A 12,778-nucleotide genomic window follows, 5' to 3' on the forward strand; every position below is an offset into this window, starting at 1 on the left:
TCTCACTCCCGGAGAATCGCCAGCGCGCGAGCATGCAGCTCGGCATTCGCGGCGGCCACGACCATGCCGCCGGACAGCGGCGCCGCGCCGGCGAGATCGGTGACCACGCCGCCGGCGGCTTCGATGATGGGGATCAGCGGCACGATGTCGTAGGGCTGCAGGCTCGACTCGACGACGAGATCGACGAGACCCAGCGCCAGGAGGCAGTACGAGTAGCAATCGCCGCCCCAGCGCTGCAGGCGCACCCGCGCTGCCAGGCGCTTGAACGCCGCGTACTCCGCCGGAGCGAAGACCGCCGGGTGGGTGCAGCGCAGGATGGCATCCGCCAGCGTCGCGTCCGAGCGGGCGCGCAACCGGCGCCGCTCGCCGCCGCGGCTGAACCATCCCTCGCCGCCGACGCCGGCGAAGCGCTCGCCGAGGTAGGGAATCTCCGCCCAGCCGGCCGCCGGCCGGCCGTCGATGCGCAGGCCCACCAGCGTGCCCCACTCCGGCGAGCCGCTGATGAAGGCGCGGGTGCCGTCGATCGGGTCGATGATCCACGAGGCGCGCGCATCGGCCGGACCGCTGCGGCCGTGCTCCTCGCCGACGATGGCGTGCTCGGGGAACCGCGCCTGCAGCGCCTCGCGCAGCAGCGTCTCGATGCCGCGATCGACCTCGGTCACCGGATCGTAGCCCCTGGCGCCCCCCTTGTCGTCGACGCCGAGATCGCGGCGGAACCACTGCAGCGCCAGCGCTGCGGCGCGATCGAGCAGCGGCTCGATGACTGCGGTCACCTCGGCGACATCGATCGGCGCGGTCATGCCCCGGCTGTGTAGCAGATCCGGCGCGCGTCAGGTGAAGCCCCGGTGAACCGCCGGGGAGGAGGCCGGCGCGACGCCGTGGCGTCCCCGCGCCGACCGGCGCTCCCCGGGCGGCGTCAGCCGACGTCCAGTCCCGGCGCCGGGGCGCCGAGGGCGGCGGCCTGGGCGAGGGTCATATCGGGCAGCAGGCAGGCGAGGAGCGGGATGCGGTCGCCATAGGCGCAGCCGCGCAGGACGCGGTCGCCGCGCAGGGTGACGCAGTACACGCTGCCCCATTCGAGCGGCGTGCCGCCGGGCGAGCCGGCGTTGCGCGCCTCGACGAAGACGGTGCCGTCGCGCTCCGCCCACTGGGCGATGACGAAGCGGAAGTCCGGCACCGCCGCCAGGTAGGTCGTCATGTAGGCGCGCACCTGGTCGCGGCGCAGCGGTGCCACCATGCCCGGGTGCTGGACGGTTCCCTCGGCCGGATCGAACAGGTCCTCGTACTTCGCCGGATCCGGGGCGCGGCCGAAGTCGGCGAAGCGGGCGAGAAAGCGGTCGGTATCGGTCATGGCGGTCCCGGCCAGGAGATGCCGCGGAGCGGCGGAGGTTTCACGCCGGTCCGGCCGCGCCGCCGGACGCCGCGGCGCGGAGCGCGCGCTGCACGGCGACGGCGATGTCGCTGCGCACCCGTACCCAGTCGCGCGATTCGGTCCAGAAGCGCATCTGGTAGTCGGCCATGGGCTCGCCGAGCTTGACCAGCAGCGTCTCGGGCGGCGGCGCGGCGGCGACCCGCCGGTCGGCGCGCGCCACGTCGGTGAGCAGCGCGATCACCCGTTCGGCGTCGGCGGCGGCGCTGACCGAGACCTCGAGGTCGATGCGCCGGTGGTGATCGCTGAGGGTCCAGTTGGTGACCCGTTCGGCGATGATCTTGGCGTTCGGCACGATGACCTCGGCGCCCTGCGCGGTGCGCACGGTGCTCGAGCGGATGCCGATGCGGCGGATCTCGCCGGCGACGTCGCCGATCTCGATCGCGTCGCCGACCTGCACCGGCCGCTCGAACAGCACGATCAGGCCGGAGACGAAGTTGTTCATCACGTCCTGCATGCCGAAGCCGAGCCCGAGGCCGAGGGCGCTGACCAGCACGGTGATGCGCGTCAGGTCCAGCCCGAGCGTCGCCAGCGCCAGCAGCAGGCCCACCAGCAGCAGGCCGTAGCGCGTCAGGGTGGACAGGGCGTAGGGCACGCCGCGGGGCAGGGTCATGCGCGCGTACACGTCCTGCTCCAGCACGGCGCCGATCAGGCGGGTGGCGATGACGGCGACCAGCCCGACGACCAGGAAGGCGAAGACGCGCGACAGCGGCAGGTCGAGCTCGCCGATCTGCAGGCGCGCTTCCAGCAGCGCTGCCGCCCCGTCGCTCACCGGCCGCAGGGCGTCGAAGTGGAGGAGCAGGATCCACACCCAGAGCGCGACGGCGCCGACGTCCAGGGCGCGGGCGACGAAGCGGACGAGCCCCGCGCGGTGGCGGGCGACGGTGTGCAGGGCGGCCAGCGGCCGGCGCGCGACGGCGATGTCGATCAGATCCTCGAGCGTCAGCCGCACCGCCAGCAGGCCGACGCCGGCGAACAGCACCTGCAGCAGCCCGATGCCGACGAACGCCGCGAGATCGAGATAGCCGAGCGCCGCCGCCACCGCCGAGCCGGCGAGCACCCAGCCGAACGCCGAGGCGAGGGCGCGGGCCGCGGCCCACAGGCGGGGGACGCGGGTCGGCGTCGCGAACGGCGGGCGGAGCGTCGCCGCGCCGCGCACGACGAGCGCCGCCGTCGCCGCCAGGATGGCGCAGAGCGCCACCTGTTCGAGGCGCGGCGTGAGGTCCACGAGGCTGATCCCCAGGCTGAGGAGGACCAGCGCCCCCAGCCCGTAGAGCAGCGGCACCTGCCGCCGATCGAGGAGCGGCCGCAGGACGACGACCGCGGCGAGGTCGACCACGCCGAGGATGAGTTGCTGCAGCGCGAACGGCGGGTTGGGCCGCCACGGACGGGAGAGCAGGATGCCGAGCAGGATCGCCGACGCGGCCGGCGTGCGCAGGGGCGCCGCGGCGGAACCGCGGCCCGGCACGCCGCGCGCGACGCGCGACAGGGCGAGCAGCATGGCGATGATCACCAGGCCCGAGAACGCGAGCCCGCCGCGGTAGACCGCGGCGTAGGCGACGACGTCCGCCCACATGAAGCCGAGGCCGCCGCGGGACGCGGCGGCCTCGCCCCAAGCCGTCGCGCCCGCCTGCCAGAGCGGCGGTTGCTGGCGCTCGAGGGCGCGCTGCAGGACCGAAGCGCGCAGCTCGTCGATGCGCGCCTGCGCGTCGTCGCAGGTCTGGAAGGCGCGCCCCATCGCGTCCTGGAACAACAGCAGCCCGGCGCGCCGCTGCGCCACGGCGGTGCGCGTCGCCTCGATGCTGGCGAGCGCGTGCTCCACCCGGTCGACCACCTCGGCGGGGGCGCCGGCGGCGCGCGTCACCTCCAGCGTCCGGCTCCACGACGCCTGCAGCGCCGTCAGCGACGCGAGATCCGCGTCGCGCTCGGCGGCCCGGCGATCGATCTCGGCCGCCGTTCCGTCCAGGTCGCTGCGCACCGCCCGCCAGGAGCTCTCGAGCGAATCCAGGGCCGACGGCCGGAGCTGCCGTTGCAGGAGCTCCTCGGTCTCGGCCCAGCGCTCGGCGGTGCGCCGCGCGGCCGCCGCGCTGTCTCGCTCCAGGTGGGCGACCAGCGACGGGTCGGCGAGCGAGCGATCGATCTGGCGCAGGCGGGCGCCCAGCTCCTCGACGCTGTGGCTCAGGTCCGGCACCGGCAACGGCGGCGACGGCGTCGCATCGGGCGGCGCCGCCATCGCCGCGGCGGCCAGCAGCAGGATCGCCGCCAGGCAGGCGAGCCGACGCCGCGCCGTCACCGCCGCTCCGCGACGGCGCGACCGACGAGCGCCGCGACGACCACCGCGAGGTAGAGCTGTCCGGTGATGGCCTGCAGACCGGTGAGCAACCGCGCCGCGGGACTGACCGGCACGATGTCGCCGAAGCCGACGGTGGTGGTGGTCACCGTGCTGAAGTACTGGAACGCGGCGACCAGCGCGGTGTTGGCTCGCAGGCTCGGTTCGACGCCCTGGAAGGCGTAGGAGCCGGGCGCCCAGGCCTCGATCAGGCCGTGCAGACGCGCGAAGGCGAAAATCATGAGGAGGAACCCGCCCAGGGCGCCGATGATCGCGTCGCGCTCGACGTTGCTGCGCCGGAAGACCTCGCGCAGCACGAAGGCGAGGAGCCAGAAGATGAAGGCGGCGCTGGTCGAGTCCTGCAACAGGTGGCGGACGCGAATGTCCAGCAGGTACCAGTCGACGTTCAGGACGACGGTGGCCGAGATTGCCACCGCCCCGATCAGCAGCGAGAGGCGGGACACGCTGAGAAAGTACAGGCCGGCGCAGAGCACGGCCGCGTAGCCGAGCTGCGCGAGGATCTCGCCGAGGCGGGATGCGATCGCCAGCCCGTTGAGCCCGTACAGCAGCACGGTGGTCGCGAGCAGCAGCGGGAACGAACCCGGCCGCAGGTGGGAGCGGACGACCCCCAGCACCTCGCCGCGCGCGGGGCGCGGCGCCAGCGGTGGGGGGGCGGCGTTCGACATGACCCGATCGGCGACGGTCAGCCGGCGCTGGCGGCGCGGATCGCCGCCGCGATGTCGGCGCTGAGGCGCGCCAGGGCGGCGCCGTGGGCGGCGGCGATGGCGTCGTAGCCGTCGCCGCGCACCGGCTCGTCGGCCACCGTGCGGCCGCTGCGCGCGGCGCCGCCGGCGCTGGCGTGCACCACCCACACGGCGTCGAGCACGACGTGCTGGCGCGGCACGGAGTCGAAGCGCTGGACGTCGATGCTCACCCGGTAGTCGGCGCGGAAGTTGGCGAGCGGCGCCACGGCGACCTCCGGCGCGCCGAGCAGCGCGCTGAGATCGCCGGCGACGACGCGCGCGATGGCGTCGGGCAGCGGACCGGCCCAGCGGTTGAACTCCTCCGCCTCGACGCGATTCGGTCCGACGGTGACGACGATCTCCGGCCGATCCACGGCCCCCGGCACGGTGACCGGGCCGACGAGCACGGCGCGCGCCAGCGGCGGCGCGTCGCTCGCCGCGGCGCTGCCGCGCAGGGTGTAGAGGCGGGCCGGCGCGCTGGCGCAGCCGGCGGCCAGCGCCGCCGCGAGCGCCGCGGCGGCGGGCGTCACAATCCCTCGGCTCATTTCGCCTCCCCGGGTTTGCCGCGCAGCAGCGACTCCGGATGCTGCTCGAGATAGTCGGTCAGCACGCGCAGCGAGCGGGCGGCGCGCGACAATTCCTGCAGCGTGGTCGCCAACTCGGCGCCGAGGACCGAGCTCGGCTCGACCAGGCGGTCGGCGTTGCCGACCAGGCGGTCGGCGTTGCCGACCAGGCGATCGGCGTTGTCGAGCGTGGCGCGGGCGCTGGCCAGCGTGCGGTCGAGCTCGGCCAGCGTCTTGCGCAGGTCGTCGCCGATGGCCTGGTAGGGCACCTGGTCGAGCTTCTTGACGATGCTGGCGACGCTGTTCTCCAGCGCCTGCAGCTCGCCGGGGATGGTCGGCAGGCGCGGCGGGTCGTGCGCCCAGTCGATGCGCGCCGGCGGCGCGTTCGGGTAGACGTCGAAGCTGACCAGCAGGGCGCCGGTGAGCAGGTTGCCGGCCTGGAGCTGGGCGCGGACGCCGCCCGCCACCAGGCGGTCGAGGAACTCGCGCCGCAGGGCGTCGAGGTCGGCATCGGGCGGCAGGTCCTTCACCTGGATGCCGAGCCGCTGCGCGTCGAGGGTGATGGTGACCGGCGCGGAGAAGCGCAGCGTCTGGGCGTCGATCTGCGCGTCGATCTTCGCCACCTCGCCGACCTCGATGCCGCGGAAGTAGACGGGCGCGCCGACGCTCAGGCCGCGCAGCGAGTCGGTGAACAGGAGCTGGTAGGTCTGCGGCGAGCGCGGCGGCGCCCTGAAGGCGTCCTCGCGGCTGTCGAACAGAGTGAAGGTCGCGTTCTCGTCGGCCGGCGGCAGCAGCGGCGCGTCGGCAGCGGTCTCGAAGGCGACGCCGCCGACGAGGATCGAGAGCAGCGACTGGGTCTGCACCTTGAGCCCGGCGGCGGTGAGGGAAACGTCCACGCCGCTGGCGTTCCAGAATCGCGTGTTCGGATTCACGTACTGGTCGTAGGGCGTGTCGACGAAGACCTTCACGCTCAGCGAGGCGCCGTCGGGATCGAGCGCGTACGAGGCGACCTGGCCGACCTGCAGGCGGCGGAAGTAGATCGGCGTGCCGGCGTCGAGCGAGCCGAGGCTGCTGGTCTTCAGCACGAAGAAGCGCCCCGGCTGGTTGCCGGCGATCACCGGTGGGGTGTCGAGGGCGACGAAGGTGCGCTGCGCCGTCTTCGACGCGCCGATCGCCATGCCGAGATAAGCGCCGGAGATCAGGGTGCCGAGGCCGCTCACGTTGGCGCCGGAGATGCGCGGGCTGACCACCCAGAACGTGGTGTCGGCGACCAGGAACGGCTCGGTCTCGGGCGCCATCTGCACCGTGGCCAGGACGCTCAGGTGATCGGGCGAGAGGCGGATGGTCTCGACCGAGCCGACGTCGACGCCGTTGTAGTGCACCTTCGTCTTGCCCGCCTCGAGGCCCTCGGCGGTCGCGAGCTGGATGGTGATCACCGGGCCGGCGCCGAGGATGCGGGTCGCCGCCACCCAGACGCCGACGGCGGCGGCGACGAGCGGCACGATCCACACCGGCGCCAGGCGGGTGCGGCGGCGGGTGACGACGCGGGCCTCGGGCAGCGTCGGACGGGCGGTGTCAGGCATGGCGCTCCTCGGCCGGGATCGCATCCCAGATCAGCCGCGGGTCGAAGGCCTCCACGGCGAGCATGGTCAGCACCACCACGGCGGCGAAGAACGCCAGCCCGGGCGCCGGCTCGACCGCCATGAGGGGTTTCAACTGCACCAGCGCGGCGGTGAAGGTGTCGACGAACACGTCGACCATCGACCAGCGGCCGATCAGCTCGACGATGCGGTAGGCGCGGGTACGCGACCCCGGGTTGGCGACCCAACCGCGCTGCACGCTGAGCAGCAGATAGGCGAGCGCCAGGATCTTGGCGCTCGGGATCATGATGCTGGCGACCAATACGATCAGCGACAGCGGCCAGCCGGTCGGCGACCACAGCAGCACGACGCCCTGCAGGATGGTGTCCGACTCGCTGCCCTGCGGCGTCGTCGTGGTGAGCACCGGCAGCAGGTTCGCCGGCACGTAGCAGATGGCGGCGGCGATCAGGAATGCCCAGGTGCGTTGGATGCTGTTGGCGGCGCGGAAGGCGAGGGGCTCGTCGCAGCGCGGGCAGCGCCCGGCGTCGGCGCCGCGCGGCGGACGCGACACCAGGGCGCAGGCCGGGCAGCTCATCAGCCCGCGCTGCAGGGCGCTGACGGCGGTCACGACGCCAGCTCCGGGCCGAGATCGGCCGCCGGCTCGGCCGCGGCATCCGCCCAGACGACGCGCGCCCAGACGTCGCGCGCGTCGAAGCTCGCCTGCATCGCCGCCAGCACGAACACCAGCCCGGCCAGAACGAAGAGCGCCGTGCCGGGGATGACGTTGGCGTAGTCGGCGATCTTGATGAGCGCCACCAGGACGCCGAGCAGCATCACCTCGATCATGCTCCAGGTGCGCGCCGCCGGCTGGTGGCGCAGGAGCGCCCCGACCCACGCCGCCGGCCGCGCCGCGCGGGCCCCCAGCGCCACCGCCAGCATCAGGGCGATCTGCGCCCCGGGGGCGAGCACCGCGGTGCACAGCACCAGCGCCGCGACCATGCGCTCGTCGTGCGTCCACAGGTGGATCGCGCCGCCGATCACGGTGGTCGAGGCGTCGCGCCCGGCGGCCCGCAGCCCGAGCATCGGCACCGCGTTGGCGACCACGAACAGGCAGGCGGCGGCGAGGCTGAGCGCCAGGCTGCGCGTCGCCGCATCCGGCCGGGCGCGCGCCAGCTCGCGATCGCAGCGCGGACAGCGCGCCGACCCGCCCGCCGGCAGCGCCGGCAGGCGCTGCAACAGGTCGCAGTGCGGGCAGGCGATCAGGGACGGATCGGCGATCGGAACGTTGAACGCGGAGTCGGGGTCCACGCGCACTCCTCAGGCAGCCCTCATCGCACCCGGCCCGGGCCGGGTCCGGAAGATGGGCGGAAATTCTCCCGACGCCCCGGGGCCGCGTTCGCAGGCGATGAGAGCGCTCGGCACGGCGCCCCTCTACGATCATGGCGGCGGCCGACACAATGGCACGGCAGGCGCTGCCGTCTTCCCCGGGGCCGGGCCCCGACCCCTTCTCTCATGATGGAACGCCTGTTATCAGCCCGCTGGCCGCATACGCCATGGAGTCGAGAAGCTGATGCCGACGCAGGTCGCGCCGCGGGCGGGGGAGCCGCCGCCCGAAGTGCGCTTCGGCGCCTTTCGGCTCGACCTGCGGGCCGGCCTCCTGTACCGCGGCGCGCAGCCGCTGCCGCTGCGGCCGAAGACCTGGGCGGTGCTGCTCCACCTGGCGCGGCGGCCGGGCGCGCTGGTGACGCGCGACGAGCTGCTCGACGCGGTGTGGCCCGACGTGGCGGTAACGCCGGACACGCTGACCAAGTCGATCGGCGAGCTCCGCCAGGTCCTCGGCGACGACCCGAGCGCGCCGCGCTTCATCGCCACCGTGCACCGCCGCGGCTTCCGCTTCCTCGCCGCCGGCGATCCGGCGCCGACGCCGTGGCAGCCGGCGGAGCCGCGCCGGCTGCCGTTCGTCGGCCGTGCCGTCGAGTTGCAGCGCCTGCAGCGGGCCTACCAGACGGCAGTCGGGGGCACGCGGCAGATCGTCTTCGTCACGGGGGCGGCGGGCGTCGGCAAGACGCGGTTGTGCCAGGAGCTCCTCGCCGCCCTGCCCCCCGGGGCCGATCCGTGGATCGGCCGCGCCGGCTGCATCGAGCAGCACGGGCTGCGCGAGCCCTACATGCCGGTGCTGAGCGCGCTCGAGCGACTGGCGCGGCGCGCCGACGGCGAACGTCTGGTCGCGCTCCTGCGCCACACCGCCCCGACCTGGCTGGCGCAGATGCCCTGGCTGCTCGGCGACGAGGAGACGGCGCTGCGCCAGGCGCTGCAGGCGGCGCGCCCCGAGCGCATGCTGCGCGAGCTCGCGGTGCTCACCGAGGCGCTCACCCGCGACGTGACGCTGGTGCTGCTGCTCGAGGATCTGCACTGGAGCGACCCGGCGACGGTCGATCTGCTGCTCGAGCTGGCGGCGCGCGATGAGCCCGCCCGCCTGCTGGTGATCGGCACCTTCCGGCCGGCCGACCTGGTGGTCACCGATCACGTCCTGGCCCACGCCGCGCGCCACATGCGGTCGCGCCGGCAGTGCGTGGAGATCCCGCTGCACGACCTCGCAGGGAGCGACGTCGACGACTACCTCGCCGCCCGCTTCCCCGGCGCCGACGCGCCAGCGGGGCTGAGCGATCGGTTGCACCGCTACACCGACGGCAACCCGTTGTTCGTCGGCGCCGTGGTCGAACACCTGGTCGCCCGCGGGCTGGTGCTCGACACCGCCCCCGGCTGGGCGTTCTCGCCCGGGCTCGAGCAGGCCGAGCTCGGCGTCCCCGACGACGCGCGGCGCATGATCGAGGTCCAGTACCACGATCTGAGCCCCGGCGACCGCGAGCTCCTGGCGGCCGCCAGCGTGGTCGGACAGTCGTTCCTGCCCGACCTCGTCGCCGCCGCCCTCGGCTTGCCGGCGGAGCAGGTCGAGGCGCGGTGCGAAGCGCTGGCGCGGACGCAGCGCCTCCTGTGCTTCGAGACCGCCGCCAGCGAGCCGGAACGGCGGGGCGGCCTGCGCGTCGCCTTCGCCCACGAGCTGCATCGCCGCGCGGTGTACGACGGCATCCCCGACGCGGCGCGGCAGCGCCTGCACCGCCGCGTCGGCGAGGCGCTCGAGGCCCTGTACGCCGAGAACGCGGCCACCCCACCGGCGGCCATGCTGGCGGCCCATTTCGAGCACGGCGGCGACCCGACGCGCGCCGTCGGCTACCTGATCGCGGCCGCCGAGCAGGCGCAGCGACGCTTCGCCGCGCGCGAGGCGATCAGCTCCCTCGACGCGGCGCTGACGATCGTGGCGCGCTGTCCCGATCCGACCCGGCGGGATCGCGAGGAGCTGGCGCTGCGGCTGCGGCTGTGGCCGTTGCTCTGCGACCGGCACGGAATGGCCTCGGAGACGCTGCGCGGCGATTGCGAGCGCGCCCTCGTGCTGTGCGACCGCGCCGGCACCGACGCGCAGCGCTTCGAGATCGTCTATGCGCTCTGCCACGTCTACGGCATGCGGGCCGACCGCGAGCTGGCGCCGCGCTTCACCGCCGAGCTGATGCGCCTCGCCGAGCGCCTCGCCGACGATACCACCCGCACCCTCGCCGAGAGCGTCGCCCTGCGGCTGGGCATGATGCAGGGCCGCTACGCGGAGACCGTGGAGCACGGGGCGCGCCTGTTCGCGCGCGGCGACTTCCGCCGCCGGCAACCGACGACGCAGCTCAGCGACGCGCTGATCGACAGCGTCATGCACTACGCCCAGGCGCTGTGGTTCCGCGGCCAGACGAGCGCCGCCCTCGCCGTCAGCGACGCCGGCATCGAGGCCGCGCTGGCCCACTGCTCGATCGGCTGGCAGGCAATCTGCCACGGCCATCGCGGGCTCACCGCCCTGTTCTGCCGCGACGGCGCGATGGCCGCCGACGCCGCCAGGCGTACCCTGGTGGTCGCCAACCGGGAGGGTTTCGAGTTCGGCCAGGCGTTCGCCAGCGTCCTGGACTGCGGGGCTCGGATGCTGGCCGGAGACAGCGCCGGCGCCCTGGTCGCCGGCGGGACGGCGCGGGACCAACTCGCGGCGTCGGGGTCACGGGTCCTGGTGACCGTTCTCTGCGCGTTGCTGGCGGAGGCCCATCTGCAGGCCGGCGACTGCGCCGCCGGCCTGCGGGTCGTGGCGGACGGCCTGCGCGTCGGCGACGAGACGCTGGAGCGCCTGTACGTGCCCGAGCTGTGGCGCGTGCAGGGTCTGCTGCTGCGGGCGGCGGCGCCGCGACGCCGCGGCCGCGCCGGGCGCGAAGCCGAAGCGGCGCTGCGGCGAGCCGTCGAGATGGCGCGCGCCGCGGGGGCGCTCAGCCTCGAGCTGCGGGCGACGACGTCCCTGGCCGCCCACCTCGCCGACCAGGGACAGGGCGACGAAGCGATCACGCTGCTCGCCGCGGCGATCCGCCCGCTGCCGCTCGATCCGGCGAACCGGGACGCCGACGAGGCGGCGCGCCTGCTCGCCGCGCTGGGCGGCGCCGCGCCCGCCTGACGGCGGCTTGCGGGCGGAGTTTCCGCGAAGTTTCGCGACGGTTTCCGGACCGTCGGTGCGGCGGTCTGAGAGATGTTGAACGGAGTGCGACCTGCGAGGTCGCCGAGACGAAGGGGGAACACGATGCTGTCCGTAGAATCACGCCGTCTGGCGCCGCTGCTCGCCGGGCTCGCGCTCGCCTTCGGCGCCTCCCGCGCCTGGGCGGGTGGGTTGTGGGTGTACGAAACCGCCGTGCCCGACGTCGGCACCGCCAGCGCCGGGCGTGCCGCCCTCGCCAACGACGCCGCGACGACCTTCGGCAATCCCGCCGGCATGACGCGGCTGCCCTCGCAACTCCTGTTCGGCCTGCAGCCGCTGGTGGTCACCGCCGAGTTCGACAGGGGCGCCGGCACCACCATCAGCGGCACCAACGGCGGCAACGCCGGCGGCCTGATCCCGGCCGGCGGCATCTACGGCGTCTACAGCCTGCGCGACGACCTCAAGCTCGGCATCGCCTTCAACTCGTACGTCGGCGGTGCGGTCAACTACGAGTCCAACTGGGCCGGCCGCTACATCACCACCGAGGCCGAGCTGCTGACGTTCAACCTCAACCCGGTCATCGCCTACCGCGTCCTGCCCTGGCTGTCGCTCGGCGTCGGCTTCTCGGCGCAGTGGGCCAAGCTCAAGGACGAGCTGGCGATCAACAACGTCGCCGAATCGCTGCCGGACGGTTTCATGAAATACCAGGACACCAACTTCGGCTTCGGCGGCAACGTCGGCGCGCTGTTCGAGATCGACGACAGGACGCGACTCGGCATCACCTACCGTTCGCAGGTGGACCAGCGCTTCAGCGACGTGCCGTCCTTCGGCCAGCTCGGCCCGGTCCTCGAAGCCGCGCTGCGCCGCGCCGGGGTGCTCGATTCGTCGCTCGACCTCGGCGTCTCGATCCCCCAGGAGGTGATGGTCAGCGTCTACCGCGACGTCACCGACGACCTCGCCCTGATGGCCAACTTCAACTGGCAGGACTGGAGCCAGTTCGGCGAGGTCAACGTGGCGCTGTCGACCACCCCGCCGCGCGCCAAGGCGGTGAACACCAACTACGACGGCAGCTTCCAGGGGGCCATCGGCGCCCACTACCGGCTCGGCGAGCCGACGATGCTGCTGCTCGGCTTCGCCTACGACAGCTCGCCGGCGACCGAGCACAACCGCAGCCCGGCGCTGCCGGTCGACCAGCAGCTCCGCTTCGCCGCCGGCATCCAGTACGACGTCAACGCCGACTACACGATCGGCGCCGCCTACGAGTACGCCGATCTGGGCAAGGCGAACATCAACGTCGCGCGCCCCAGCGGCACCCTCCAGGGCGACTACCAGGCCTACTCGCTCAACGTCTTCAACTTCACGGTGATCCGCCGCTTCTGATCTCGGCCAGGGGTGCCCGCGCCGATCGGCCGGCCCGCGCCGCCGACGAGGAATGCCGCCGCGGATCAGCGACCGGCGACGCTGGCATCCCGCCCTGCCGCGCCAGGGCGCGGAATCGCATCGCGGCGGCGCCGGCCCTCGGCCGCGGCGCCTGGCATGCGTCGCGGTGTCGTTTCCGCGAACTTTCCGCCGAGCTTCCGTACCC

Annotated in this window: 10 protein-coding genes; 2 read left to right on the forward strand and 8 right to left on the reverse strand. The window is 73.9% G+C overall.

Features of this window, described 5'->3' with window-relative positions; genetic code table 11:
• Positions 1–2: 2 nt before the first annotated feature.
• The 8 genes from KF840_25710 to KF840_25745 form a co-directional block, all read right to left on the reverse strand.
• Positions 3–800 carry a histidinol-phosphatase gene (locus KF840_25710; protein MBX3028302.1) on the reverse strand — a complete coding sequence of 266 codons (798 nt, stop codon included), beginning with the start codon at positions 798–800 and terminating at the stop codon, positions 3–5.
• Positions 801–916: 116 nt separating this feature from the next.
• Positions 917–1,351 (reverse strand): nuclear transport factor 2 family protein, encoded by a 435-nt coding sequence (locus KF840_25715; GenBank protein MBX3028303.1) that lies wholly within the window; start codon positions 1,349–1,351, stop codon positions 917–919.
• A 40-nt stretch (positions 1,352–1,391) separates the two neighbouring features.
• Complete coding sequence (locus tag KF840_25720; protein ID MBX3028304.1) at positions 1,392–3,722, reverse strand: mechanosensitive ion channel; 2,331 nt, start codon at positions 3,720–3,722, stop codon at positions 1,392–1,394.
• Positions 3,719–4,444 carry a hypothetical protein gene (locus KF840_25725; GenBank protein ID MBX3028305.1) on the reverse strand — a complete coding sequence of 242 codons (726 nt, stop codon included), beginning with the start codon at positions 4,442–4,444 and terminating at the stop codon, positions 3,719–3,721. Before KF840_25725 ends, KF840_25720 begins: the two co-directional genes overlap by 4 nt.
• A 17-nt stretch (positions 4,445–4,461) precedes the next feature.
• Positions 4,462–5,046: a membrane integrity-associated transporter subunit PqiC gene (locus KF840_25730; protein ID MBX3028306.1), complete on the reverse strand. Its 585-nt coding sequence runs from the start codon at positions 5,044–5,046 to the stop codon at positions 4,462–4,464.
• A complete protein-coding gene (locus KF840_25735; GenBank protein MBX3028307.1) occupies positions 5,043–6,647 on the reverse strand; it encodes an MCE family protein in 1,605 nt (534 codons plus the stop codon). Before KF840_25735 ends, KF840_25730 begins: the two co-directional genes overlap by 4 nt.
• On the reverse strand, positions 6,640–7,239 hold the full coding sequence (locus KF840_25740) for a paraquat-inducible protein A (GenBank protein MBX3028308.1): 600 nt from the start codon (positions 7,237–7,239) through the stop codon (positions 6,640–6,642). Before KF840_25740 ends, KF840_25735 begins: the two co-directional genes overlap by 8 nt.
• Before the next feature lie 29 nt (positions 7,240–7,268).
• Positions 7,269–7,922: a paraquat-inducible protein A gene (locus KF840_25745; protein ID MBX3028309.1), complete on the reverse strand. Its 654-nt coding sequence runs from the start codon at positions 7,920–7,922 to the stop codon at positions 7,269–7,271.
• 292 nt (positions 7,923–8,214) lie between these two features.
• On the opposite strand from KF840_25745, the gene KF840_25750 reads away from it, so the two are divergent.
• Positions 8,215–11,175: an AAA family ATPase gene (locus tag KF840_25750; protein MBX3028310.1), complete on the forward strand. Its 2,961-nt coding sequence runs from the start codon at positions 8,215–8,217 to the stop codon at positions 11,173–11,175.
• A gap of 123 nt (positions 11,176–11,298) precedes the next feature.
• Positions 11,299–12,573: an outer membrane protein transport protein gene (locus KF840_25755; GenBank protein ID MBX3028311.1), complete on the forward strand. Its 1,275-nt coding sequence runs from the start codon at positions 11,299–11,301 to the stop codon at positions 12,571–12,573.
• The last annotated feature ends 205 nt before the right edge of the window (positions 12,574–12,778 follow it).

Source organism: bacterium, assembly GCA_019637795.1.
GTDB lineage: Bacteria > Desulfobacterota > Binatia > HRBIN30 > CADEER01 > JAHBUY01.

What these genes read in the sequence shown, in the direction of transcription:
- KF840_25750 (MBX3028310.1), top strand. Translation starts at nt 8,215, where the DNA reads ATGCCGACGCAGGTCGCGCCGCGGGCGGGGGAGCCGCCGCCCGAAGTG.
- KF840_25740 (MBX3028308.1), bottom strand. Translation starts at nt 7,239, where the DNA reads ATGAGCTGCCCGGCCTGCGCCCTGGTGTCGCGTCCGCCGCGCGGCGCC.
- KF840_25755 (MBX3028311.1), top strand. Translation starts at nt 11,299, where the DNA reads ATGCTGTCCGTAGAATCACGCCGTCTGGCGCCGCTGCTCGCCGGGCTC.
- KF840_25730 (MBX3028306.1), bottom strand. Translation starts at nt 5,046, where the DNA reads ATGAGCCGAGGGATTGTGACGCCCGCCGCCGCGGCGCTCGCGGCGGCG.
- KF840_25725 (MBX3028305.1), bottom strand. Translation starts at nt 4,444, where the DNA reads ATGTCGAACGCCGCCCCCCCACCGCTGGCGCCGCGCCCCGCGCGCGGC.
- KF840_25715 (MBX3028303.1), bottom strand. Translation starts at nt 1,351, where the DNA reads ATGACCGATACCGACCGCTTTCTCGCCCGCTTCGCCGACTTCGGCCGC.
- KF840_25735 (MBX3028307.1), bottom strand. Translation starts at nt 6,647, where the DNA reads ATGCCTGACACCGCCCGTCCGACGCTGCCCGAGGCCCGCGTCGTCACC.
- KF840_25710 (MBX3028302.1), bottom strand. Translation starts at nt 800, where the DNA reads ATGACCGCGCCGATCGATGTCGCCGAGGTGACCGCAGTCATCGAGCCG.